Genomic DNA, 24,907 nt, shown 5'->3' on the forward strand with positions numbered 1-24,907 from the left:
CGACAACAGGGAGGCGAGCCACGATGAAGTGGACAGGCGCGCGCTACGCGGACAGGCCGACGGCCGAGGCACGCACACGGATCGCCGCGTCACCGGAACGCGTGTGGGAGCTCGTCTCCGACATCGCCCTGATGCCCACGCTGAGCGCGGAGCTGCGGTCGGCCGAGTGGTTGGACGGGACGACCGGGCCCGTCCTCGGCGCGCGGTTCACAGGCCGCAGCGAGCACGCGTCGTTCGGCACCTGGGAGACCACGTCGTACGTCGTGGAGTGCGAGGCCCCGCGCGTGTTCGCCTGGGCGGTCGAGGACCCCGAACGGCCCAGCGCCCTCTGGAGGTTCAGCCTCACGGCGGCGGACGACGGCGGCACGGAACTGACCCAGTGGGTGCGGATGGGGCCGGGCCGCTCGGGGCTGTCGTACGCGATCGACCGGATGCCGGAGAAGGAGCAGAAGATCGTGTACGTGAGGATGCGGGAGTTCGAGCAGAACATGGCGGCGACGCTGGACGCGATCAAGAAGCTGGCTGAAGGTGCCGCGTCCGGAAAGGCGGACGCCTGATGCGCACGTCGACGACCATCGAGGCGTCCGGGGCGAACTGGCGGGAGAGCGTCGATTTCGTCACCGAGGCCGAGAAGCTGGGGATGGACATCTGCTGGGTCGCGGAGGCGTGGGGCTCCGAAGCGCCGTCCCCGCTCGGGTACTTGGCCGCGCGCACGGAACGCATGCTGCTCGGCTCCGGCATCATCCAGCTCGCCACCCGGACCCCGGCGGCCATCGCCCGCGCGGCGATCACCCTCTCCAACATCTCCGAGGGCCGCTTCCTTCTCGGGCTCGGCCCGTCAGGACCGCAGGTGATCGAAGGCCTGCACGGGGTGCCGTTCGCGCGGCCGCTCACCCGGATGCGGGAGACCGTGGAGATCGTCCGCCAGGCGGTCACGGGGGAGAAGATCTCGTACACGGGGCGGGAGTTCACCCTCCCGCTGCCCGGCGGCGAGGCCACACCCATGCGCCTGTCCATGCGCGCCGAGCATGAGCTGCCCATCTATCTGGCCACCCTCTCGCCCAAGATGCTGCGTCTGACCGGCGAGATCGCCGACGGCTGGCTGGGCACCTCCTTCGTCCCCGAGGGCGCGAAGGAGGCCTACTTCGACCACCTCGACGCGGGCCTGGCCGCCTCCGGCCGCACCCGAGGTGACCTCGACGTCTGCCAGGGCGCCGAAGTGGCCTTCGCCGACGACGAGGACGCGCTGCGCGTGATGGTCGCCGGCCGCAAGAAGGAGCTCGCCTTCAGCCTGGGCGGCATGGGCTCCGCCACCACCAACTACTACAACAACGCCTACAGCAGACAGGGTTGGGCCGAGGTCGCCGCCGAGGTCCACGAGCGCTGGCAGTCCGGTGACCGGGACGGCGCGGCCACCCTGATCACGGACGACATGGTCCTCGCCACCACTCTCATCGGCACCGAGGACATGGTCCGCGAGCGGCTGAGGGTGTGGCGCGAAGCGGGCGTGGACACGGTCCGTTTCTACCCGGCGGGCGAGACCCTGGAGGCCCGGCTCACGACTCTGGGGCGGGCGATAGACCTTGTGCGGGAGGTGGAGGAGTGAGGGGGTGCTCCGGCGGCCCCGCGGGAGAAGTGAGGGAGTGCCGGCGGCCCCGCGGGAGAAGTGAGGGAGCGCCCCGGCCGCCTCGCTGGAGGAGCGAGGAAGTGCTCCGGCCGCCCGCGGGAGGCGCGCCACGGTGACGGGACCTCCGCCGCGCGAGCCGTGTGGCCTGGTCTGCGCACCCCATGATCGCCAACTAACAAACGGCGGGGCCCTGTTGGCTCGCGGCAGTCCTTGATCTAGCCTGGTAGCCGCCTGAGGGGGGTAGCCGGATGAGTGGAAGTATCGAGCACACCCGGGAGAGCAAGCGGCCGGATCCGGCCGGCAAGGGGGAGCGAGTCGCCGACTGGGCGGACGGCCGTCTCGGCATCAACACCCTGGCCAAGAGCCAGATGCGCAAGATCTTCCCCGACCACTGGTCCTTCATGTTCGGGGAGATCTGCCTCTACAGCTTTCTGATCCTGATCCTCACCGGGGTCTGGCTGACGCTCTTCTTCGAGCCGAGCGGAGCCGAGGTCGTCTACGACGGTGTCTACACCCCGCTCAAGGGCATCCAGATGACCCGGGCGTTCGAGTCCACGGTCGACATCAGCATGGAAGTGCGCGGCGGTCTGCTGATCCGGCAGATCCACCACTGGGCCGCGATCGTCTTCGTCGCCGCCATGCTGGTGCACATGATGCGGGTGTTCTTCACCGGCGCCTTCCGCAAGCCGCGCGAGGTCAACTGGCTGTTCGGCTGGACGCTGCTGTTCCTCGGCATCATCACCGGCCTCACCGGCTACTCCCTCCCGGACGACCTGCTCTCGGGCACCGGCATCCGCTTCGCGCAGGGTGCGATCCTGTCCGTCCCCGTGGTGGGGACGTACCTCTCCTTCTTCCTCTTCGGCGGGGAGTTCCCGGGCGACGCCATCATTCCGCGGCTCTTCAGCGTCCATGTCCTGCTGCTGCCGGGGATCATGCTGGGCCTCGTCGTCGCCCACCTGATCCTGGTCTTCTACCACAAGCACACCCAGTTCGCCGGGCCGGGAAAGACCGAGAAGAACGTGGTCGGGGCGCCCTTCATGCCCATCTACATCGCCAAGGCGGGCGGCTTCTTCTTCCTCGTCTTCGGGGTCCTGGCGATCATGGGCGCGGTCGCCACCATCAACCCCGTGTGGGTGATCGGGCCCTACCGGCCGGACCTGGTCTCCACGGGCGCTCAGCCCGACTGGTATCTGGGCTTCTCCGAAGGTCTGATCCGGGTGATGCCCAGCTGGGAGATCAACGCCTGGGGGCACACGCTCGAACTGGGCGTCTTCATCCCGTTCTCGCTGTTCCCGCTGATCCTCATGGCCATCGCCGTCTATCCGTTCATCGAGGCCTGGCTCACCGGCGACAAACGTGAGCACCACATCGCGGACCGGCCGCGCAACGCCCCCGTGCGCACCGGGCTCGGCGTGGCCTGGCTGACGCTGTTCGCGGTCCTGATGGTCGGCGGCGGCAACGACATCTGGGCCACGCACTTCCATCTCTCCATCAACGCGATCACATGGTTCGTGCGGATCTCCTGCTTCGTCGGGCCGGTGATCGCCTTCTACGTGACCCATCGATGGTGCATGGGGCTGCAGCTGCGCGACCGCGAGAAGGCGCTGCACGGCCGGGAGAGCGGCACGATCAAACGCCTGCCCCATGGCGAGTACGTGGAGGTCCATGTGCCGCTGTCGCAGGGCGAGTTGTACAAGCTGACCGCGCACGAGCAGCCCAAGCCGTACGAGATCGGCCCGGCGGTCGACGAGCACGGCGTGGCCCGCAAGGTCACCCGGGGCGAGCGGCTGAGGGCACGCCTGGGACGGGCCATGTACGGCCCGTCGGCCCAGGTGCCCAAGGCGACGCCCGAGGAGTATCTGGAGATCCAACAGGGTGGCGGGGACGGACACCATTGATCGCGCACCGCGGGGTCAGCCCTGCGGTTAGCCTCACGGAGTGACACAAGTACCCGAGAAGAAACCGAAGTTGTACGCCATCAGCGATCTGCATGTCGCGTACGACGACAACCGGAAGTTCCTCGAGTCCCTGCGCCCGGAGACCGACGAGGACTGGCTGATCGTCGCGGGGGACACCGCCGAGCGCATGGCCGACGTCGAATGGGCGCTGCGCACCCTCACCGACCGTTTCGCCAAAGTGGTGTGGACACCGGGTAACCACGAACTGTGGACGCCCCGCGACGACCCGAACCAGCTGCGCGGCGAGGCCCGTTACCGCCACCTCGTGGATCTGTGCCGCTCCTTGGGCGCCGCGACCCCCGAGGACCCCTACCCGGTGTGGCGCGGCGACGGCGGCCCCGTCACCGTGGCCCCGCTGTTCCTCCTCTACGACTACACGTTCCGTCCCGAGGGCACGTACGCAAAGCGGGACGCGCTGGAAGCCGCGCACGCGGCGGGCGTCGTCTGCACCGACGAGGTGCTCCTGCACCCCGACCCCTACCTGGGCCGCGACGACTGGTGCCGCGCCCGGGTGGCGTTCACCGAGGAGATGCTCGCCCGGCGGACGCCCGGCCTGCCCACGGTCCTGATCAACCACTGGCCGCTGGTGCGCGACCCCACCCGGATCCTGCACTACCCCGAGTTCGCCCTGTGGTGCGGCACCGAGCTGACCGCCGACTGGCATGTGAAGTACGAGGCGGCGGCGGTCGTCTACGGCCACCTGCACATCCCCCGCACCACCTGGCACGACGGCGTCCGCTTCCAGGAGGTCTCGGTCGGCTACCCACGTGAGTGGAGCCGCGAGCGGCACCCCGACCCGCGCCTGCGCCAGATCCTGCCTCAGCCGCGGGACGCCGGCTGATCAGCCGGGACGGGGCGCGTCCAGACGGCGGGCGAGGTCCACGAGGTCGGCGAGGCGCAGCGTCCGGCCCGGCTCGGCGGAGCCCGGCAGCGGGACGTGCAGGGGAGCCGTCCAGCCGGTGGGTATGGCGGCGAGGCCGTGGCGCGCACCGGCCAGGGCGCCGGTGACCGCGGCCACGGTGTCCGTGTCGCCGCCCAGGTCGACCGCCGCGCGCACCGCTTCCTCGTACGTCGCCGTGGTGCGCAGCGCCCACACGGCCGAGCCCAGACAGGGCCAGACCGCGCCGTTGAACTCGGTGGCGTCGTCCGGATGCCAGTCGGGGGCGAGGACGCGCGCGTACCGGCCTTGGTGGTCGGGACGGACCAGGTCCAGTGTCTCCGTGAGGTGCGCCAGGGGATCGGTGCCCTCCAGCGCCAGTCGCAGCAGCTCGTGGAAGACGGCTGTGCCCTCCCAGGCCGCGCGGTCGCCGTGGGTGAGGGCGGCGATACGGCGGGCCGCGTCCATCGTGCCGGTCCGGCCGTCGCGGGCGAAGTAGAGGGCGGCGGTGGTGGCGCGCATGAGCGAACCGTTGCCCGCGGCGCGCGTGTTGACCCGGAAGTGAGCCTGTGCGGCGAGGTCCCACGGCAGGCCGTTCGTCAGGACGTCCTCCGTCTGGAGGCCGATGTCCTTGGGCCCGGCCGCCGCCCACCGCTGGAACCTGCCGAAGATGTCGGGCAGGTCGAGACCCGCGTACGCGAGCAGCGAGTCCGCGACGTGCACGGCCATCTGTGTGTCGTCCGTGGCCTCGCCGGCGTCCCAGCCGCCGCCCCCGCACATCTCCCCGCCCGAGCCTGCCTCCGGGAAGCGTGCCGAGAAGTCACCCCCCAGCCCGAACTCGAAGGGCGCGCCAAGAGCGTCCCCCACGGCGGAGCCGACGAGGGCGCCCGCGGCGCGCTGGGCACGGTCAGGGACAAGACTCATGGGAGCAGGCTAATCGCCCCTTCCAGCTGCCGGTCGGCGGCCAGAGCGAACTCCCGCAGCCAGTCAGGGCGTACGGCCGCCATGCCGAATCCCGACGGGGCCCGCAGCGGGCCGTGTGACAGGTCCTCCTCGCGGTAGCGGCGGCAGTCGCGGTGCCAGGTGTAGATGCCCGCCATCCAGTTCTCAAGTTCGCGCACATAGCGGTCGAGGATGTCCCGTGTCTCCTGAGGGAGGCCGAAATCGTCGTACAGAACCGGGAGTTCGTGGGCCACTACGTGCTGGAACTGACTCAGTCGCGACTTCATCAGGTCGTCGATGATGCCGAGCGCCGTCGGGTAGTCGCAGTCGAAGAAGTTCTGGACGACGAGGACGCCGTTGTGGATCTCGCCCTCGTACTCGATCTCCTTCTGGTACGAGAAGACGTCGTTCATCAGGGCCGAGTAGTCGACCGCCGCGTTCTCCAGGTTCTGCATCGGGCCGCTGCGGTAGATCTCCGGCGGGACCTGCGGGCCGTTGCCCAGGCGACACAGGCTCAGCGTGAGCGGGGCGCCGAAGGTGAGGCGGCGCATCTCGATGTAGTCGACGGGGTCGGGGACATGGTTCCGTGCCTGGTTGTCCAGCTCCCAGAGCCAGCTGGCCGTCATGACCTCGACGGCGGTGCGCAGCGTGCGGCGCGCCTCGTCGTCCATCGGCGTCGCGGTCCGCACCCACAGGTCCGCCAGGCCCCGCTCCAAGGCGTTCGTCGCCGCCGGCATGTCGGCGAAGTCCAGCGGCATGAAGAGCGAGAGCCGGTCGTTGCAGAGCTTCGCGCCCGCCAGGTCGCGGGGCCTGCCGAAGACCACCGGGAAGTAGTCGTCCCCGTACGTCCCCCAGGTCAGCCACTGTGAGCCCAGGTCGAGGGCTTCGAGGTCCGCGTCCGGGTGGATGCCCGCCGCGCAGAGCGGAAAGTCGTAGCCGTACAGCTTGCGCGCGTCCCAGATGTCCGAACCCGGCACGCCCGGCTGGGGTACGAGCATGCCCATCCGGCCCGCCCACTCCACGGCGCGGGGGCGCGCCGCCTCCAGGTGGGGTGACAGGCGCGTCTCGAACGGCAGGTTGAAGTCGGGCAGCAGGGACGGGCCCACGCGCTGGAAGGGGACGTGCGTGTAGCCGCGCAGCCGCTTGGCGCCCGTGGCGGCGATCAGCGCCTTGATCCCGGCGGCCGACGTGCCGGGCCCGGTGGGGCCGTCGAGCGGCGACGGCGCGCCGCCGCCCTTGTTCATGTAGCGGCTCGACACCATGTGCCACTCCTGCCCGCCGGACTGCCAGTCCTGGAGGCCCTTGGTGTACGCCAGGACGTCCGCGCACTCCTTCGGGGGCAGCCCGGTCTCCACGAAGAGCGGGGCGAGTTCGGTCAGCGCCGTGCTCTCGAACTGCTGCATCCGCGAGGTCAGGAGGTCGTTCACGGCGTCCGCCGCTTCCTGCGTGGTGCAGCCGAGGAACTTCTCGAGGACCAGTACGCCGTTGGAGAGTTCTCCCTCGTTCTCGATCTCCCGCTGGTACGAGAAGAGGTCGTTGCGCAGGTGGACGGCGTCGGAGAAGGTCTCCTTGAGGACGCGCAGCGGCCTGGAGCCGGCGACGGCCGGGGGGACCTCCGCGCCCGTCGCGTACTCGATCAGCCCCGCCGACCAGGGCGCGCCGCCCACCTTGCGGCGCATCTCGATGTACTCGACGGGGTTGGCGATCCGGCCCTCGTTGATGTTCGAGAGCTCCCACAGGGATTCGTTGAGCAGGTTCCTGGTGCTCTCGGCGAACCGGGCTCGCCAGTCATGGGACATGAACGGCACGGTCCGCGCCCACAGGTCCGCGAGACCAGCCTCGACCGGATTCGTCGGCTCCGGCACGGGCGTGGACAGGTCCATCGGCATGAAGGCGGGCAACCGGTCCAGATAGGCCTTGCCGCCGTCGCGGTCCTGGGTCCGTTTGAACAGTTCGAGGAAGTGGTCGTCGAAGAAGAACACCCACACATACCAGTCGGTGACCAGGGACAGCGCCGGGCCGTCGCAGTCAGGGTGGGTGTACGCGCACAACAGGGCGTAGTCGTGTGCGTCCAGGTCGCGCTGCTCCCAGACCCCCGAACCCTCCAGCATCCCCATGTCACGTGCCCACTTCCCGGAGTGCTCCCTGGCCTCTTCCACATGGGGGTTGAGGCGGGCGGGATGCACCATGTAGAAGCTGGGCAGTTCAAAGGGCTGCGACATCCGGCGTTCTCCTCGCGACGGTGGCTCACGACAGCGGAGCACTACCCGAGCGAGGGTGAGCGATGCGGTGATGACCGGAGCGTCACACCATTGCGTGAGCCCAGCGGTTCAAACGTCGCAACCATGAGCGGGCCGTGAGGATGAAGCAGGAACGCCGCCCCGTCAAGGCCCCCCACGGCAACGGGATTTGCCGTCCGACGCCCCCTTGTACGGGGCATCTTTCTCGATCTAGCCTGCTGGCGCGCAAGCGCTTTCCGTCCGGTGGCCGTCGGCCGTCGTCGGCACCTCCCCGCCCGTAGACAACGTTGCCAGGCCTGACGCGCACGCACGACGAGGAGAACTGCACATGATTCAGCCGTGGTTCACGGAATCCAAGCTCGGAATCTTCCTCCACTGGGGCATCTACAGCGTGGACGGCGTCGCGGAGTCCTGGTCGTTCTTCGACGGCCGGGTCCCTTACGACCGCTATATGGCGCAGCTCGACGGCTTCACCGCCTCCGCCTACGACCCCGAGGCCTGGGCCGACCTCTTCGTCCGCGCGGGGGCCCGCTATGCCGTCCTCACCGCCAAGCACCACGACGGGGTCGCCCTGTGGGACACGGCGGCGAACGACCTGTCCGTCGTCAAGCGCACTCCCGCGGGACGCGACCTCATCACCCCGTACGTCGCCGCCCTGCGTGCCCGGGACATCAAGGTCGGCCTGTACTACTCGCACCTGGACTGGTCACACCCCGACTACGCCACCGTGCGCCCCGACGGCCAGGACCCCGCCGAACGCGGCAACCCTTTCTCCATGCCCGCCGTCGGCGAGGAATCCGAGGAGAGGTGGGCGGACTTCCTCGCCTTCCACCGCGTGCAGGTGCGGGAGCTCCTGGAGCGGTTCGAACCGGACCTGCTGTGGTTCGACGGAGAGTGGGAACGCAGCCCCGAGCAGTGGCGGATGGCGGAACTCGCCGAAGAGATCCGGGCGCTCTGCCCGCACACCGTCGTCAACGGCCGTCTCACCGGACACGGTGACTACGCCACGCCCGAACAGGGCGTACCGATCGAACCCCCCGCCCAGCCCTGGGAGTTGTGCCTCACCGTCAACGACTCCTGGGGCTACCAGCCGCAGGACACCCGCCACAAGTCATCGCGTCAGCTCGTCCGCATCTTCGTCGAGGCCGTGGGAGGCGGCGGCAATCTGCTCCTCGACGTCGGGCCGAAGGAGGACGGCACGCTGCTCCCCGAACAGACGGAGCGCCTCGAAGCGCTGGGGGAGTGGACCGGGAGGCACGCCGACGCGATCTACGGCACGGTACGCGGCCTTCCGCACGGCCACTTCTACGGCCCTTCGACGCTCTCCGCCGACCGCCGCACCCTGTATCTGTTCCTCTTCGACCGGCCCCATGAGTACGTGGTGCTGCGAGGCGTGCGCAACGGCGTGACGTCCGCCCGCGTGCTCGGCAGGGACACCGCCGTGAGGCACGAGCGTGTCGGCGGTCTCGGTGACGTACCCGGCTGGGAGTACGTCCATCTCACCGACGACCACCTCGATCCGCTGTGCACGGTCATCGCCCTGGAACTCGACGGCGATCTCGACCTGTACCGCACACACACGCGCGACTGAGCCGCCGACCGTCAGCCCCGTCAGCCCCTCGGCACCCGAGCCCGCCCGCACCCCCGTCCCGAAGCCCGGAGGTTCCATGCCCCGCTCCACTCGCACGCTCAGACCGCGTACAGCGCTCCTCGCGCTGGCCGTCCTGGCCGTCCCGGCAGCCCCCTCGGCGTTCGCCGCGCCTTCCCCGGGCCAGGCGAAAGCCACGCAGGAGGAAGCCGCGTCCCGCCGCCTCCCCGTCGTCTCCCCGACACCGCAGCACATGGCACGGGTGGGCGGCGACGTGCCGCTCGCCCGGCGGGCCGAACTCGTCGTCGGCGAAGGCACGGACGAGGCGGCCCGGCGGCGGGTCACCGAGACGCTGCGCGCCCACGGGGTGCGCGACATCGATGTACGGGCCAAGGCGTCGGGCCGTGCCCCGCTGACCGTCCTGCTCGGCCCCGCGACCCGGCCCGACATCGCGAAGGCGCTCGGCAGGACGAAGGTGCCCGAGCAGGCGGAGGGGTATGCGCTGCGGGCGGAACGCCGCACCGTCGCGCTCGGCGGCAAGGACGCGACCGGGCAGTTCTACGCGGCGCAGACCCTCGGCCGGCTGATCGGCGAGGGGCGGATAGCGGGGGCCGAGGTCTCCGACTTCCCCGCCATGGCGCTGCGCGGCAGCATCGAGGGCTTCTACGGACCGCCCTGGACCGAGGCCGAACGTCTCGACCAGATGGACTTCCTCGGCGACACCAAGGCCAACACCTATGTGTACGCGCCCAAGGACGACCCCTATCACCGGGAGAAGTGGCGCGAGCCGTATCCGGCGGACAAGCTCACCGAACTCGGCAAGCTGATCGACCGCGCGACGGCCAATCACGTGCGCTTCACGTTCGCGGTCTCGCCGGGCGGCTCCATCTGCTACTCGGACCCGGCCGACGTCAAGGCGCTGACGGCGAAGCTCCAGGCGATGTACGACCTCGGGGTGCGGTCCTTCTCCGTGCCGCTGGACGACATCAGCTACACCAAGTGGAACTGCGATGCCGACAAGGCGAAGTTCGGCGAGCCGGGCCGCGGGCCCGCGGCCAAGGCGCAGGTGGGGCTCCTCAACACCATCCAGCGGGACTTCATCGCGCGGCACGAGGGCGCCCATCCGCTGCAGATGGTGCCCACGGAGTACGGGGACCTCACGGACACCGCGTACAAGCAGACGATGAGGGCCGAGCTCGACGGAGCCGTCGAGGTGATGTGGACGGGCACGGACGTGGTCCCGCCGGAGATCACCAACTCCCAGGCCGAGAAGGCCGCCGAGCTCTTCGGAAGGAAGGTGTTCGTCTGGGACAACTACCCGGTGAACGACTTCGCGCGCACGGCGGGACGGCTGCTTCTCGCGCCCTACGACAAGCGCGAGCCCGGTCTGTCCGGCCACCTCAGCGGCATCGTGTCCAACCCGATGAACCAGGAGGGGGCGAGCAAGCTCGCCGTCTTCACCATGAACGACTTCTCGTGGAACGACCGCGGGTACGAGCGGTCGCGGTCAGGGCGGCAGGCGGCGCTGTATCTCGCCGGGGGCGATGAGCGGGTCGCCGACGCGGTACGGACGTTCGTGGACCTCAACCACGCGGCGCCCACGTTCGGTGAGTCGAACTGGCAGCCGCAGTCCCCGGTACTCGGGGCGAAGCTGGACGCGTTCTGGAAACGGTACGAGAGCGATCCCACCGAAGCGGTACGGGCTCTGCGGCCCACGGCCCGGGAGATCGAGAAGGTCCCCGCGGTGCTGCGCGCCGGGGTGCCGGACGAGCGGTTCCTGCACGACGCGAAGCAGTGGCTGGACGCGACGGAACTGTGGGGTTCCGCGATGGGGCACGGCCTTGCGGCGCTCTCCTTCGCCCAGGAGGGGAACGACGCGGGGGCCGCGCGGGAGCGGGCCTCGATGGAGTCGTTGGTGAAGCGGGCCCGCGCGATCACGGTGGACCCGGCCGAGCATCATCAGCTGGGGCCGGTGAAGATCGCTGACCCTTACCTGGACGAGTTCGTCAAGGGCGTCCAGGACAGGACCTAGCCGCCGCAGAGCGGCACATCTCCCGCACACCCGTACCCCCGCAGCGCACGGGGAGCGGGTGTGCGGGCGCGACGCCGCGATGCCGGGGCACGGCCTACGACGCGAGGGCCCCGCATTGCGATATCTGATAACTGAGACGTCAGTCAGCATCACAATCCCGGAGATAGCCTGGACAAGGTGTGCCCCAGAAATTGCGCTCACCGCAATGCCCGGGTAGCGTGACCGCCCATGCAGCAAGACCCCGAGGTCGCGGACAGGGTCCGCAAGGTCATCGCCGACGCCGGAGTGACCCAGCGCGAATTCGCCCGCCGCATCGTGATGGACCCTTCCAAGCTCTCCCGTTCCCTCGGCGGCACCCGCCGCTTCACCGTCGCGGAACTCGCCCGCATCGCCGACACCGGCGGCGTCGACGCGGGCTGGCTCCTGGGCACCCAGCTCCCGGGCGCTCAGTCCGTCGCCTCCCCGGCCCGCCGGGAACGCACCGCCGCGGCCCCGGACGGCGGACGCCCCCTCCAGATCGTCCGCGAGACCGTCCGGCTCGTCGCCGAGCGCGGATTCCACGCCGTACGCGTGGCGGACATCGCCGAAGCCTGCGCCACCAGCACCGCCGCCATCCACTACCACTTCCCCGGCCGCGACGACCTCCTGGAGGCCGCCGTCCGCTGGTGCATGGACGAGGACACCGCACGGCGGGCCGCCCGCATCGCCGACGCGGCCGACGCCGCCGACGAGCTGCGCCAGCTGATCGAACTCCAGACGCCCCGCACCCCGCAGCAGCGCTGGCAGTGGAGCGTCTGGCTGGACCTGTGGGCGGAGGCCGCCCGTTCCACCGCCGTGGGTCGGCTGCACGCCGACTACTACCGGCAGTGGCGTTCGACGGTCGCCGACGTCATCCGGCGCGGCGTCGACCAGGGCGTGTTCCGCCTCGTCGACCCGCAGTCCGCCGCGCTCCGGCTCACCGCGCTGATCGACGGCCTCGCCACCCAGGTGCTCGCCTCCACCCCGGGAGACGACGGCACGACCCCCGACGACATGCACGAGGCGCTGCTCGTGTACGTGGACGCGACGCTCGCCGCGCCGAGACCCGCATAAGCACCGGCAGGGATCGGCAGCACCTCAGCAGTACCTCAGTCGTACTCAGCAGTACCTCAGTTGTTCTCCAACACCCCACACCGAGGGAGAGTTCACCATGCCCGTGAACCAAGACGTCATCATCACCGCCGCCCTCACCGGCGCGGGCGACACCGTACGCAAGAGCCCCCATGTCCCCGTCACCCCCGAGCAGATAGCCACCTCCGCCGTGGAGGCCGCCGAGGCCGGCGCCGCCGTCGTACACATCCACGTACGCGACCCCGAGACCGGCGACCCCTCGCGCGACCCCCGCCTGTACCGCGAGGTCGTCGAGCGCATCAAGGAGACCGGCACCGACGTCGTCATCAACCTCACCGCGGGCATGGGCGGCGACCTCGTCATCGACCCGGTCGAGCCGCTGAAGCAGCTCGGCGAGCTGCCCGGCACCGATCTCGTCGGCGGCCTGGACCGCCTCCCGCACGTCGAGGACCTGCTCCCCGACATCTGCACCCTCGACTGCGGCTCCCTCAACTTCGGCGACAACCTCTACATCTCCACCCCCGACATGCTCCGCCAGGGCGCCAAGCGCATCCAGGAGCTGGGCGTACGGCCCGAGTTGGAGATCTTCGACACCGGCCAGCTCTGGTTCGCCAAGCAGCTTCTCGCCGAAGGGCTGCTCGACAACCCCACCGTCTTCCAGCTCTGCATGGGCATCCCGTGGGGCGCCCCCGCCGACCCGGGCGTCCTCCAGGCCATGGTCAACATGCTTCCCGAGGGCGCCCAGTGGGCCAGCTTCGCGCTCGGCCGCATGCAGATGCCGTGGGTCGCCCAGTCCATCCTGCTCGGCGGTCAGGTCCGCGTGGGCCTGGAGGACAACCTCTACCTCGGCAAGGGAAACAAGGTCAGCAACGCCCAACTCGTCGAGCGGGCCGTGCAGATCACCGAGAACCTCGGCTCGCGCGTCGCCACGCCGGACGAGGCGCGCCAGAAGCTCGGCCTCAAGCGGTAGCGCTTCGCTGGATTGCGCGGATACCCGGCTGCGGGCCGGTCGTGGCTGGTCGCGCAGTTCCCCGCGCCCCTTCGGGGCACGACCCCGCTCAGCAGTGCCGCGCAGCAACGAAAGGACCCCACCAGCATGACCACGACCACCCCTGAAGAAGTCCGCCGGGTCGCCTGTATAGGTGCCGGTGTCATCGGTGGCGGCTGGGTCGCCCACTTTCTGGCCCGTGGCTACGACGTCACCGCCTGGGACCCGGCCCCCGACGCCGAGCAGAAGCTGCGCCGCCTGGTCGGCGCCGCCTGGCCCGCGCTGACCCGGCTCGGCCTCGCCGAAGGCGCTTCCCCGGACCGCCTCACCGTCACGGCCACCCTCGAAGAGGCCGTCGCCGACGCCCAGTTCGTGCAGGAGAGCGCCCCCGAGAAGCTGGAGCTGAAGCGCGACCTGCTGGCCCAGCTGGATGCCGCCGCGCCCGCCGGAGTCGTCATCGCCTCCTCCACCTCCGGCTACCCCATGACCGACATGCAGACCACGGCCGCCGACCCGAGCCGCCTCGTCGTCGGCCACCCCTTCAACCCGCCCTACCTGATCCCGCTGGTCGAGGTGGTCGGCGGTGACAAGACCGCGCCGCACGCGGTGACGTGGGCGTCCCGCTTCTACGAGGTCGCGGGCAAGTCCGTGATCACCATGACGAGCGAGGTGCCCGGCTTCATAGCCAACCGCCTCCAGGAAGCCCTGTGGCGCGAGGCCCTGCACATGGTCGCCAACGGCGAGGCCACGGTGAAGGAGATCGACGACTCGATCACCGAAGGCCCCGGCCTGCGCTGGGCGTTCATGGGCCCCATGCTCACCTTCGCGCTCGCGGGCGGTGAGGGCGGCATGGCCCATATGCTCGACCACTTCGGCCCGTCCCTGAAGTCACCGTGGACGCGCCTCGAAGCACCGGAGCTGGACAAGGAGTTGTACGACGCGGTGGTCGCCGGATGCGACGACGCGGCGGACGGGCGGACCATCGCCGACCTCGTCGCCGAGCGTGACCAGGGAGTCATCGACGTACTGCGGGCGACGGGACGCCTGCCGCAGCAGCGTGCGGCACAGGAGGACACCAAGTGACCGAGTCCCTGCCCCACGAGCCCCTTCCTCTCCTGCGCCGGACCGTACGGCCCGAGTGGATCGACTACAACGGCCACATGAGCGAGGCGTTCTACGTCCTCGTCTTCGGCTACGCCACCGACGCCATGATGATCGAGACCGGCCTGCACGCGGGCTACCGCGAGTCGACCGGCTGCTCCCTCTACACGGTCGAGGCGCACATCCGCTATCTCGACGACGTCGCGGAGGGCGCCCACCTCGCCGTCCGCACCCGCATCCTGGGCGCGGACGCCAAGAAGGCCCGCTTCACCCACGAGCTGTACGTGGTCGGGGAGGCCGACGCGGACATCGCCCAGGACGCCACCCCCGCGGCGACGACGGAACTCCTGGCCATCCACGTCGACCAGAACGCGGGGCGCTCGGCCCCCTTCCCGGACGCGATCCGCGAACACCTGACATCCCTCGCGGAACCGGCCCCGGAGTGGGCGGGCCGTGCCATCGGCCCCGTGCCCCGCAGGCCGTAGCCGCAGGTCCGCTCAGCTGTCGCAGCCGACGCCGTCCCCGTCACGGTCGAGGTGGGGTCCGTAGCCGGGTTCGCCACGGTGGACGGGCGCGGCTCCCGCGGCGCGGGCCTCGGTGCAGTTCCCGTAGGCGACGCTGCCGCCTCCGCCGGTGCCTGAGTCGTCGTCGCCCGAGCCGGAACCGGCCGCTTCCGGCTGGGCGGTCACGGTGGCCTTCACCGTCTTCGTGGCCTTGACGGTCTTGGTGACGGTGGGGGCGGGTTCCGGCTTCGCCGTCTCGGTCGCTGTCGCGGTCGCAGTCGCCGTGACGGTCGGCGTCGGCCCCGTGTCTTTGGCGGCGGCCTTTGCCTTGGTGCTGCCGTCGTCACCGAGACCGGCCCCGAGGCCGATGCAGAAGGTGAGGACGAGGGCGGGGAGCACGAAGCGCTTGCGTGCCCACTTGGGTGCGGGTCTCGGTGCCGACGGCGGTGCGGGATACGGATTGGCCATGGTGCCCCCCTTGGTGCGGAAAGGGGCATGACGCTAGTCCTGCGATGTCCGCATGTGAAGGGACTTGGTGTGAGTGGTGATGCTTCCGTGACAACAGGGCTTCCGAGACCAACAGGGCGGGCTAGCGCTCCAGTTCCTTGTGCGCCGTCTCGGGAAGCCGGAGATACACCACCGATGACGCGAGGCAGAGCACGGCCACGTACCAGGGGAACAGGCCGGGTTCGCCGAGCTCCTTGAACAGGGTGCCCATGTACGGGGCCGTGCCGCCGAACAGGGCGACGGTGAGGGAGTAGGGGAAGCCGATCCCCGCGGCGCGGACGTGAGCGGGGAACACCTCCGCGTTCACGGCTGCCGAGATGGACGTGAAGCCGGTGAGCAGCACCATGCCCGCGCACTGCACCATGAGCAGCGAACCGAACGAGCCGTCCAGGGAGCGCAGCAGCGGCACGCTCAGGACGGCGAAGCCGATCCCGAAGAAGAGCAGCAGCGGCCTGCGGCCGAAGCGGTCGGAGAGCAGTCCGCCGACCGGTTGGAGCAGTGCGAAGAACGCCAGTGAGAGCGTGCCGGACAGCAGCGCCTGGCTCTTGCTGATGTCGGTGTTCAACTCGGCGTACGTCGGGAGGTACGACGTCCACGTGTAGTACGCGATCGTGCCGCCGGCCGTGATGCCGCAGATCAGCAGCGACTGGCGCGGATACGTTTGCAGGGCGTCGAACAGGCCGGGGCGTTCGGATGCGTCCCGCGGTGCCTGACGGGTCTCGTACGCGCCCTGCCTGATCCAGAAGCCGACCAGGCTCAGCACCGCGCCGATGACGAACGGCAGCCGCCAGCCCCACCCGTCCATCTGCCCCTCGGAGAGCACGCCGACGAGCAGCGCCGCGACACCGGACGCGGCCAGCTGGCCCGCGCTCGTCGACACGTACTGGAAGCTGGAGAAGAGGCCGCGCCGACCGGGGCCCGCGGACTCGACGAGGAAGGTCGTCGACGCCGCGAACTCGCCCCCCACGGAGAGGCCCTGGAGCAGCCGGGCCAGGACCAGGATCACCGGGGCGAGCACCCCGACGGACGCGTAGGTCGGCGTCAGGCCGACCAGCAGGCTGCTGGCGCCCATCAGCAGGATCGTGACCGTCAGCGCGGCGCGCCTGCCGCGCCGGTCGGCGACCGCACCCATGAGCAGGCCACCGACGGGACGCATGAAGAAGCCGACGGCGAAGACGGCGAACGTGGAGAGCAGCGGTACGAGAGAATTGCCCGAGCTCTTGGGGAAGACCTGATCGGCGATGTACGTGGCGAGGAACGTGTACGCGTACCAGTCGTACCACTCCACGGCGTTGCCCACCGACGCGGCGAGCAGCTGCCGTATGGGGCGGCGGGGCTGAGCGGGGCGCGTTTCGGGCACGGGTGCGTGCCGGTGTCGCTGTGTCATGATCGCGACCATCCCCCGCCCCGCCCCGTCGCACACGTCCGGTGTGCCGAGAGGGTGTGCGGGTCAGCCGGTCGTCGGCCGGTACGAGTAGACCGATGTCGTCACCAGGCACGGCACCGGCGGTACGACCTGGACGCGCAGCGTGCGGCGAGCGGAGTCGTAGTCGACGCCCTCCGTCTCGAACGTGCCGCGGCACAGGCTCCGTTGGGGAACGGCGAACAGGCTCGTGACCTTGCCCGTCACGGGCTTCCCGTCGAGCGCGTGCTCCAGGTCCACCTGGAGGACGGGCCGGTCTTCGGGCCACAGCTCCTTCGACGCGTCGTTGGACGCGCACACGAGGCGGGTGCCGGAGACGAAGTCGCACCCCTGGATGTCACGGACCGGCTTGTCGAGCGAGATCTGTCCGGCCTGGGGGAGCGCACCGCCGGTGGGCGGGGTCGAGGGGTTGAGGAGCGGGGCGGGGAAGACCTGGAGACGGTTCTGGTCGCCCCACTCGCCCGAGACCAGCCACTGGTCGCCGGGCGCGACGGCCGCGAAGGAGTTGTTGAGCTTCTCGCCCGCGTCGAGCCGGTGCTCGTAGAGGTAGCGCTTCCCGCCGGGCGTCGTGACGGCGAACATCTTCGACTTCGCGTCGTCGCCGCCCTGATAGGCGTCGACGGTGTGGCCGGCGGCTATGTCCGGGTCGCCGACGTGGCTCCAGCCCTTGGCCCGCAGGTCGAGCGGGATCGAGCCGAGGCCCCGGTAGAGGAGGCTGCCGTCGGCGCGGCTCGCCAGGCCCTGGCTGCCGGTGAGCGAGTTGACGGAGGAGACGCCGGACTCCTGCCAGCCGCCGGGGGATCTCGGGGCCGTGTCGGCCGATGCCGGGGAGCCGGTCGCCATCGCCAGCGCGAGGGCGCCGAGCAGGGCGGCGGATGCCTTCGCGGACGTCTTGAGAGGTGTCATCGGTGCGCTGCCTCCGTGGGGGGTCGATCGCTGCCGGGCAATCGTACGTAACGTGACCTCTGTCGACGGGTGAGTTCTGACAGGTCGACAGGTGTTCCGGCGGCGGCTGCGACGTCCGGCGGCGGCTGTTACGACAGAAGGTGGTTGAGACGTGAAGCTGGTCATTCTCGGGGGCGGCGGGTTCCGCGTCCCGCTCGTGTACGGCGCGCTCCTCGGCGACCATGCCGAAGGCCGGGTCACGGAGGTCGTGCTGCACGACCTGGACGCGGTGCGCCTTGGCGCAGTCGCCCGGGTCCTTGCCGACCAGGCGGCCGGGGTGCCGGAGGCTCCCGCCGTCACGGTCACCACCGACCTCGACGAGGCCTTGCGGGGTGCCGACTTCGTCTTCTCGGCGATCCGGGTGGGGGGCCTGGAGGGACGGGCGGCCGACGAGCGGGTGGCGCTCGCCGAGGGTGTCCTGGGCCAGGAGACCGTGGGCGCGGGCGGCATCGCGTACGGCCTGCGGACCGTGCCCGTCGCCGTCGACATCGCACGCCGCGTACGGCGGCTCGCCCCCGACGCCTGGGTCATCAACTTCACCAACCCCGCGGGCCTGGTCACCGAGGCGATGTCCCGGCACATCGGCGACCGCGTCATCGGCATCTGCGACTCACCGGTGGGACTGGGGCGCCGGGTGGCGAGCTTGCTGGGCGGCAACCCCGACGAGGCGTTCATCGACTACGTCGGACTCAACCACCTGGGCTGGCTGCGCGGACTGCGGATCGCGGGGCGCGACGAACTGCCGCGGCTCCTCGGTGACGCGCGGATGCTGGCTTCCTTCGAGGAGGGGCGGCTGTTCGGCGCGGAGTGGCTCCAGTCGCTGGGGGCCATCCCGAACGAGTACTTGCACTACTACTACTTCAACCGCGAGGCGGTCCGCGCCTACCAGGAGGCGGAGCAGACGAGGGGGGCGTTCCTGCTCGGCCAACAAGCCCGTTTCTACGAGGAGGCGGGCCGGGGAGGCGATGGCTCACTGTCGGCGTTGAAGGCATGGGACGCCACACGTGCGGAGCGCGAGGCCACGTACATGGCCGAGAGCCGGGAGGTGGCGGGCGTCGGGGAGCGTGCGGCCGAGGACCTCGAATCCGGTGGCTACGAGAAGGTCGCCCTCGCCCTGATGCGGGCGATCGCGCGGGACGAGCGGGCGACGCTGATCCTCAACGTGCGCAACCGCACGACCCTTTCGGTGCTGGACGCTGACGCGGTGATCGAGGTCCCGTGCTCGGTCGACGCCAACGGCGCGCATCCCATGACCGTCGACCCGCTGCCGGGTCACGCGACGGGGCTTGTGTGCGCGGTCAAAGCGGTGGAGCGAGAGATCCTGTCGGCGGCCGAGAGCGGCTCACGCGCCACGGCGGTGAAGGCTTTCGCGCTGCATCCGCTGGTGGATTCCGTGGCGGTGGCGCGGAGGTTGATGGAGGGGTACGGGGTGGTGCATCCGGGCCTGGGCTACCTGCGGTGAACGGGGGAGGGGGAGCGGTTCCGGCTCTCCGCGCTCGCCACCCCTCCACCACCGCCGGTGGGGGCCAGGCGCCCCCACCGGCGGTGCTCACACCACACAGAACTCATTGCCCTCAGGATCCGCCATCTCCACATGATCCGGCTTCCCCTGCATCTGGTGCTCCCGGACCACCGTCGCCCCGGCGGCAGTCAACTTCTCCACCGCCGCGACGACCCGCGGCCACCGCACATCCCAGGGGGTCTCACGGCCGCCGCCCACCCGCACATCCAGGTGCAGGCGGTTCTTGGCGACCTTCGACTCCGGGACCTTGAGGAAGGAGAGGGTGGGCGCCATGCCGTCCGGGTCCGACAGGTAGGCACCGTCGTCCCACTCCTCCTCGGGGACGCCATGGTGCCTGAACCACGCTTCCCAGCTGTCGAAGCCGGGCGGCGGCGGCGTCGGCACATAACCGAGTGCCAGCGCCCAGAACTTGGCCAGCTCTCCCGGCTGCGCGCAGTCGATGGTGACGGTCCAGTGGATGGCCATGGCTGCTCTCCCTCTCCTGCGCGGAGTCTTCGCGCTTCCTCGCGGGACGTGATGGAACGTGATGGAACGTGATGGAGCGAGCGTGCCATGAGGTAGGGCTGAGATGATCACTGGATGAGTCCCGTCATCTCCATCGGATCCGCCGCCGCCCGCCCCTGCACACTGGTCGTGTGCCGGGGCTGTTGCTGCGGCAACGCGCGCAAGCACCCGGGCACGGACCACGACTGGCAACTGGCACGGATGCGGGCCGCAGCCGCGGAGTCGTCGGGGCGGTTCGCGGTGCGTACGAGCGAGTGCCTCGGACCGTGCGGGCAGGCGAACATCGTCGTCGTGCAGCCCTCGCGGGAAGGGCGCCGGCGAGGCGGCCGAGCGGTCTGGATCGGCTTCGCCATGGACGACGACTCGATCGACGAGATAATCGCGTGGGCCGAGGCGGGCGGACCGGGGATGGCGGCACCGTCGGCGGCACTGACTCTGCAGGTGGTGGACCCCCGGCAGACCTGACGGTCAGGCCGAGGCCTTCGAACCTTCGAGGACCTTGTCGACAAAGCCATGCAGGTTCGCCACGGTGCGGGCGTGCTGCGCCTCCAGCGTGAGGGTCTCCTCGAAGCGGCGGGCGAGCGCCGTGGTCTTCTTGCCGCGCACGTAGAGGGAGCAGGCGAGGTCCGCGCAGATGTAGATGCCGACCGAGTTGCCCTGCCGGCCCGCGGGGCCGGAGAGGGGAGCCACGAGTAGCGTGATGCCCGAACCGGACTGCGGGGTCACGCAGACCGAGCAGATGCTGGACTTGAACAGGCTCTTGCGCGCGCCGGTCGAGGCGCGCAGCGCGATGCCCACGTACTCGCCGTCCCGCTCCGTCACGATGTACCCCCGGTCCGGGGCCTTGGGGTCCCGCCACCCGAGGAAGTCCAGGTCGGACCAGGGGATCTCCGGGAAGCCCGAGGGGAGCGTGAGTCTGCGGGCTTCGCCCTTGGAGCAGTTGACGAAGGCCGCGCGAATCTCTTTCTCGCCGATAGGTTCCATGATCCGGAATCTACCAACGAGGCCGTCACGTCGTCCTCTCCTTTTCTCCGCAGGCCGCGAAACCCCTTTGACCAGGGCCTTCCTCACTCACGCACCCGATCTCCCCGGGCATTCACCTCCCTCTGCCCGAGACCGGAATGCCATCCCCCTCACGCCCCCACCTCAATCACCACCTTGCCCCGCGCGTGCCCGCCCTCCACCGCACGAAGCGCCTCACCGGCCCGCTCCAGCGGATACGTCACCGTCACCTGCGGGCGCAGTACCCCGTCGACGGCAAGCCGCGCCACCGCGTCCAGGACCTCGCTGGTCCGGGCCCGGGCTACCGCCGCCCCGCCCAGCTCACCGACCGTCTCCTTGGCCGCGGCCGTGATCAGCTTGCCCTCGCGGCCAGGGAGCGGCAGCAGGGACGCCACCGCCGCGAGATCCTCCCCGCCCACCAGATCGAAGACCGCGTCGACGCGCCCGCCCGGCGCGGCCTTCCGCACCCGGTCCGCCAGGTCGGGCCCCGGCGCCACATGCACCGCCCCCAGGGATTCGACGAAGTCCTTCTTGCCCGCGCTCGCCGTGCCCACGACACGGATGCCGAGGTGCCGCGCCAGCTGCGCCGCGGCCACGCCCACCCCGCCGCCGGCCCCGGTGATCAGGAGCGTCGCCCCGGCGGGCAGATCCAGCTGACGCACCCCGTCGTACGCCGTCGCCACGGCGACCGGCAGCGCGGCGGCTTCCGCGAAGGTCAGGCCCGCGGGCTTGTGCGCGGCGAGAGACGCGGGAAGAAGGGTGTACTCGGCGTAGCCACCGGTGTCGGGGTTGCCGAAGACCGCGTCGCCGACCGCGAACCCCTCGACGCCCGCGCCGACCGCTTCGACCACGCCGGCGACCTCGCTCCCCAGCACCTCGGGGAACTCGGCGGGCGGCGCCCCCGGCCGCCGCTTGCCCGCCCGCAGCTTCCAGTCGACCGGGTTGACCCCCGCCGCCCGCACCGCGACCAGGAGCTGCCCCGGGCCGGGCTCCGGTGGGTCCTGGTCGACGAAGGTTTCCACTTCGGGGCCGCCGAACCGGGTGAACGCGTACGCCTTGGACATGTGCTTCCTCGCTTCGTGCCGTGACGTGGGTGTCCCCATGGACGACTGACGTGATCGCTCCTCTATTCCCCCCTCGACGTGGCGTTCACGAGGCCGCGATGACCGCCGCAGGTCGCCATGGCCGCCGTGGATGAGAGCACCGCAGTCACACGCGGCCACCGCCGCCGCCATCGCAAAACTGAACGACCCGCAAAGTTTTGCCGACGCGAGCCTTGACCTTGCGTGTTCAACCAATCAAGACTCAGGCCCCACAACACCGCACTGGCGCGGATGACGCATTCAGCTCTTGGCGTCGTCGACCCAGTTCGGCATGCCCAGAGCCGCGTTCGGAGGCCGTTTCGCCATGCCTGCCACCACACGTCGTGAACTTATGAAGCAATGGGGCGGCACCGCGGCCGCCTTCGCCTTCGTGGCCGCCGCCGGCCCGCTCGCCGCGGCGACGCCCGCCGCGGCCACCGCCGCCCAAGGCACCCGCACCGAACCCGCCGCCTCCCCGGGCGCTGCCGCCGCCACGCGCCGCGTCCGGGGGCTCATCGCCCGCCTCAACCTCGACGAGAAGATCAGCCTCGTCCACGGCGCGACCGACCCACGAAGGCTGGGTCAGGCCGGATACCTGCCGGGCATCGCGCGCCTCGGCATACCGGAGCTGCGCCTGAGTGACGGTCCCGCGGGCGTGAACGTCACCAAGTCCGCGACCGGCCTCCCGCCGGTCGCCACGCTCGGCTCCTCCTTCAACCTCGAACTCGCCCGCGAGTACGGCGAGGTCATGGGCCGCGAGGGCCGCACCCTCGACATGGACGTGCTGCTCGCCCCGCAGATCGAGCTCTCCCGCACGCCCTACTTCAGCCGCAACAAGGACCAGTCCGGCGAGGACCCCTACCTCAACGGCCTGATCGGCGCCGCTCAGGTCGAGGGCGTCCAGGCGCAGGGCATGCTCGCCCAGGCCAAGCACTTCCTCGCCAACAACCAGCGCCTGCACGAGTTCGACCGCGAGAAGCCGGGGAACTCCTACGACTTCGTCGTCGACGACCGCACTCTGCACGAGTTGTACCTGCCCGCCTTCGAGGCCGTCGTCCGCGCCGGTGTCTCCTCGGTCATGTCGGCGTACAACCACCTCAACGGCGAGTGGAACTCCGAGCAGCGCACCACCCTCACCGACATCCTCCGCGGCGAACTCGGCTTCAAGGGCTTCGTCACCTCCGACTGGGGCGCCACCCACTCCACGGCCGCGCTCGAAGCGGGCCAGGACATGCAGATGTGGGACGGCTCCTTCTACGGCGAGCCCCTGAAGAAGGCCATCAAGGACGGTTCCGTCCCGGAAGCCGCCCTGGACACCGCCGTCTCCCGCATCCTCGGCCAGTACGACGCCTTCGGCATGCTCGACGGCAGCCGCGTCCCCGCCCGCAAGCGGATCGACGTCGAGGCCGGCGCCCGCGTCGCCCGCGAAGTCGCCACCCAGGGCGCGGTGTTGCTCGCCAACGACAAGGACAGGGGCGGTGGCCTGCCGCTGTCGCGTGCCGCCCTGCGCGACCTCGCCCTCATCGGCCCGACCGCGGGCCAGCTCGCCACATCGGTGTCCGGCGAGCGCGCGTACGGCTTCGAGGAGCGCCTGGTCAGCCCGCTCGACGCGCTGCGCCGCAGCACCAAGCGGAAGATCGCCTACGAGGTCGGCGTCGACCTCACGGGCACGGCCGTCCCCGCGTCGGCGTTTCCCGAGGGACTGACGCGGAAAGGCGGCGGCAAGGACAAGACCGTCGACTTCGTCGGCGACATGGCGCTCCCCGTCGGTACGACGGCCGAGTGGACCGGCACCTTCGTGCCGCCCACCACCGGCGAGTACGCGCTCAAGATCCAGGGCTGGGGCGCGGGCCTCTCGCTCAGCCTCGACGGCAAGGAGCTGACGACCGCGGCGGGCGCCCGCGACAGCTTCGCGCGCAAGTGGTCCTCGATCGTCCCCACCACGGACGGCCTCGACAACGGCCAGGCCGACCCCGTCCAGCTCACCGGCGGCAAGCCCTACCAGGTCGCCGTCAAGGCCACCGGCTGGGCCGCGACCATCGCCGAACGAGGCCCGGTCCAGGTGCGGTTCGCCTGGGTGACCCCCGAGCGGCGCACCGCCTCCATCGCCGCCGCGGCGAAGCTGGCCCGGCGCGTCCACACCCCGGTCGTCTTCGCCTTCAACGGCTCGGGCGGATCGGTGGGCGGCAGCGGCGACTTCACCACGCTGACGCTCCCGGCCCACCAGGACGAGCTGATCACGGCGGTCGCCAGGGCCAACCCGCGTACGGTCGTCGTCCTCACCACCGGCTGCCCGGCGACGATGCCCTGGCGCCGCGAGGTCGGCACGATCCTGCACACCGGTTACGTCGGCCAGGAGGGCGGCTGGTCCACCGCCGACCTCCTCACCGGCCGCGCGAACCCGGGCGGCAAGACCACCGTGACCTGGCCGAAGAAGGACACGGACCACCCCACGCTGGACCCGGCCCACCCCGAGCGCTACTACGGCGTCGACGGAGTGGTCACGTACAGCGAGGGCATCTTCACCGGCTACCGCGGCTTCGACAAGGCGGGCATCGAGCCGCTCTTCCCCTTCGGGCACGGCCTGTCCTACACGGAGTTCGGCTACCGCGACCTGTCCGTACGCAGGGCGGGCCAGGGTTACGAGGTGTCGTTCACGGTGACCAACCGTGGGCGGCGCTCGGGCGCGGAGGTCCCGCAGGTGTACGTGGGCGCACCCCGCGGCGCCGATGTCGAGATGGCCGTCAAGACGCTGGCCGGCTTCGACCGCGTCGAGCTGCGCGCGGGGGAGTCGCGCCGGGTCAGGCTGCGGGTCGCCGAGCGGCAGCTGTCGTACTGGGACACGGGGCGTGGACGCTGGACGCGCCCCGAGGGACGGCGCGCGGTGTACGTCGGGTCGTCGTCGCGCGACATCCGGCTGACGGGGGTGGCGCGCTAGGGGGCGGCAGGGGCCCCC

Annotated in this window: 21 protein-coding genes; 13 read left to right on the forward strand and 8 right to left on the reverse strand. The window is 70.6% G+C overall.

Annotation, left to right across the window (positions count from 1 at the left end):
- The first annotated feature begins 23 nt into the window (after positions 1–23).
- From AB0I94_RS27880 to AB0I94_RS27895, 4 genes are all read left to right on the forward strand, one after another.
- Entirely contained in the window at positions 24–557 is a 534-nt protein-coding gene (locus AB0I94_RS27880; RefSeq protein ID WP_363312434.1) for an SRPBCC family protein, read from the forward strand.
- On the forward strand, positions 557–1,606 hold the full coding sequence (locus AB0I94_RS27885; protein ID WP_363312435.1) for an LLM class flavin-dependent oxidoreductase: 1,050 nt from the start codon (positions 557–559) through the stop codon (positions 1,604–1,606). The genes AB0I94_RS27880 and AB0I94_RS27885 overlap by 1 nt, the downstream gene beginning before the upstream one ends.
- A 269-nt stretch (positions 1,607–1,875) precedes the next feature.
- Positions 1,876–3,525 (forward strand): cytochrome bc complex cytochrome b subunit, encoded by a 1,650-nt coding sequence (locus AB0I94_RS27890; RefSeq protein WP_363312436.1) that lies wholly within the window; start codon positions 1,876–1,878, stop codon positions 3,523–3,525.
- Positions 3,526–3,565: 40 nt separating this feature from the next.
- Positions 3,566–4,426 carry a metallophosphoesterase gene (locus AB0I94_RS27895; RefSeq protein ID WP_363312437.1) on the forward strand — a complete coding sequence of 287 codons (861 nt, stop codon included), beginning with the start codon at positions 3,566–3,568 and terminating at the stop codon, positions 4,424–4,426.
- Here AB0I94_RS27895 and AB0I94_RS27900 read toward each other — a convergent pair whose 3' ends face one another.
- Both AB0I94_RS27900 and AB0I94_RS27905 read right to left on the reverse strand, forming a co-directional pair.
- Positions 4,427–5,386 (reverse strand): ADP-ribosylglycohydrolase family protein, encoded by a 960-nt coding sequence (locus AB0I94_RS27900; protein ID WP_363312438.1) that lies wholly within the window; start codon positions 5,384–5,386, stop codon positions 4,427–4,429. It lies immediately after the preceding gene.
- Complete coding sequence (locus AB0I94_RS27905) at positions 5,383–7,626, reverse strand: terpene synthase family protein (protein ID WP_363312439.1); 2,244 nt, start codon at positions 7,624–7,626, stop codon at positions 5,383–5,385. The genes AB0I94_RS27900 and AB0I94_RS27905 overlap by 4 nt, the downstream gene beginning before the upstream one ends.
- 346 nt (positions 7,627–7,972) lie before the next feature.
- Between AB0I94_RS27905 and AB0I94_RS27910 the strand changes: the two genes are divergently transcribed.
- From AB0I94_RS27910 to AB0I94_RS27935, 6 genes are all read left to right on the forward strand, one after another.
- Complete coding sequence (locus AB0I94_RS27910) at positions 7,973–9,235, forward strand: alpha-L-fucosidase (RefSeq protein WP_363312440.1); 1,263 nt, start codon at positions 7,973–7,975, stop codon at positions 9,233–9,235.
- A 76-nt stretch (positions 9,236–9,311) separates the two neighbouring features.
- The gene (locus AB0I94_RS27915) at positions 9,312–11,264 is read left to right on the forward strand and encodes a beta-N-acetylglucosaminidase domain-containing protein (protein WP_363312441.1); all 1,953 of its coding nucleotides are present in this window, start codon (positions 9,312–9,314) and stop codon (positions 11,262–11,264) included.
- A 228-nt stretch (positions 11,265–11,492) separates the two neighbouring features.
- Positions 11,493–12,356 carry a TetR/AcrR family transcriptional regulator gene (locus AB0I94_RS27920; protein ID WP_363312442.1) on the forward strand — a complete coding sequence of 288 codons (864 nt, stop codon included), beginning with the start codon at positions 11,493–11,495 and terminating at the stop codon, positions 12,354–12,356.
- 97 nt (positions 12,357–12,453) lie between these two features.
- Positions 12,454–13,344, forward strand: a complete 891-nt coding sequence (locus AB0I94_RS27925; protein WP_363312443.1) for a 3-keto-5-aminohexanoate cleavage protein — start codon at positions 12,454–12,456, stop codon at positions 13,342–13,344.
- A 126-nt stretch (positions 13,345–13,470) separates the two neighbouring features.
- Positions 13,471–14,445 carry a 3-hydroxyacyl-CoA dehydrogenase NAD-binding domain-containing protein gene (locus AB0I94_RS27930; RefSeq protein WP_363312444.1) on the forward strand — a complete coding sequence of 325 codons (975 nt, stop codon included), beginning with the start codon at positions 13,471–13,473 and terminating at the stop codon, positions 14,443–14,445.
- Positions 14,442–14,948 carry a thioesterase family protein gene (locus AB0I94_RS27935; RefSeq protein WP_363312445.1) on the forward strand — a complete coding sequence of 169 codons (507 nt, stop codon included), beginning with the start codon at positions 14,442–14,444 and terminating at the stop codon, positions 14,946–14,948. The genes AB0I94_RS27930 and AB0I94_RS27935 overlap by 4 nt, the downstream gene beginning before the upstream one ends.
- 12 nt (positions 14,949–14,960) lie before the next feature.
- Here the strand turns inward: AB0I94_RS27935 and AB0I94_RS27940 are convergent, their stop codons facing one another.
- The 3 genes from AB0I94_RS27940 to AB0I94_RS27950 form a co-directional block, all read right to left on the reverse strand.
- Positions 14,961–15,434 carry an excalibur calcium-binding domain-containing protein gene (locus AB0I94_RS27940; protein WP_363312446.1) on the reverse strand — a complete coding sequence of 158 codons (474 nt, stop codon included), beginning with the start codon at positions 15,432–15,434 and terminating at the stop codon, positions 14,961–14,963.
- Positions 15,435–15,555: 121 nt separating this feature from the next.
- Entirely contained in the window at positions 15,556–16,860 is a 1,305-nt protein-coding gene (locus AB0I94_RS27945; RefSeq protein WP_363312447.1) for an MFS transporter, read from the reverse strand.
- Between the two features lie 63 nt (positions 16,861–16,923).
- A complete protein-coding gene (locus AB0I94_RS27950; RefSeq protein ID WP_363312448.1) occupies positions 16,924–17,802 on the reverse strand; it encodes a hypothetical protein in 879 nt (292 codons plus the stop codon).
- Positions 17,803–17,953: 151 nt separating this feature from the next.
- On the opposite strand from AB0I94_RS27950, the gene AB0I94_RS27955 reads away from it, so the two are divergent.
- Positions 17,954–19,303, forward strand: a complete 1,350-nt coding sequence (locus AB0I94_RS27955) for a 6-phospho-beta-glucosidase (RefSeq protein ID WP_363312449.1) — start codon at positions 17,954–17,956, stop codon at positions 19,301–19,303.
- Between the two features lie 87 nt (positions 19,304–19,390).
- On the opposite strand, the gene AB0I94_RS27960 is transcribed toward AB0I94_RS27955, so the two are convergent.
- Complete coding sequence (locus AB0I94_RS27960; RefSeq protein ID WP_363312450.1) at positions 19,391–19,828, reverse strand: VOC family protein; 438 nt, start codon at positions 19,826–19,828, stop codon at positions 19,391–19,393.
- A 114-nt stretch (positions 19,829–19,942) separates the two neighbouring features.
- Between AB0I94_RS27960 and AB0I94_RS27965 the strand changes: the two genes are divergently transcribed.
- On the forward strand, positions 19,943–20,332 hold the full coding sequence (locus AB0I94_RS27965; RefSeq protein ID WP_363312451.1) for a (2Fe-2S) ferredoxin domain-containing protein: 390 nt from the start codon (positions 19,943–19,945) through the stop codon (positions 20,330–20,332).
- 3 nt (positions 20,333–20,335) lie between these two features.
- Here the strand turns inward: AB0I94_RS27965 and AB0I94_RS27970 are convergent, their stop codons facing one another.
- Both AB0I94_RS27970 and AB0I94_RS27975 read right to left on the reverse strand, forming a co-directional pair.
- Complete coding sequence (locus tag AB0I94_RS27970; RefSeq protein WP_363312452.1) at positions 20,336–20,851, reverse strand: FBP domain-containing protein; 516 nt, start codon at positions 20,849–20,851, stop codon at positions 20,336–20,338.
- A gap of 149 nt (positions 20,852–21,000) precedes the next feature.
- Positions 21,001–21,933, reverse strand: a complete 933-nt coding sequence (locus tag AB0I94_RS27975) for an NADP-dependent oxidoreductase (protein ID WP_363312453.1) — start codon at positions 21,931–21,933, stop codon at positions 21,001–21,003.
- A 343-nt stretch (positions 21,934–22,276) separates the two neighbouring features.
- Between AB0I94_RS27975 and AB0I94_RS27980 the strand changes: the two genes are divergently transcribed.
- A complete protein-coding gene (locus AB0I94_RS27980) occupies positions 22,277–24,889 on the forward strand; it encodes a glycoside hydrolase family 3 N-terminal domain-containing protein (RefSeq protein WP_363312454.1) in 2,613 nt (870 codons plus the stop codon).
- Positions 24,890–24,907: the final 18 nt, after the last annotated feature.

This window comes from Streptomyces sp. NPDC050147 (assembly GCF_040660195.1).
Lineage (GTDB): Bacteria > Actinomycetota > Actinomycetes > Streptomycetales > Streptomycetaceae > Streptomyces.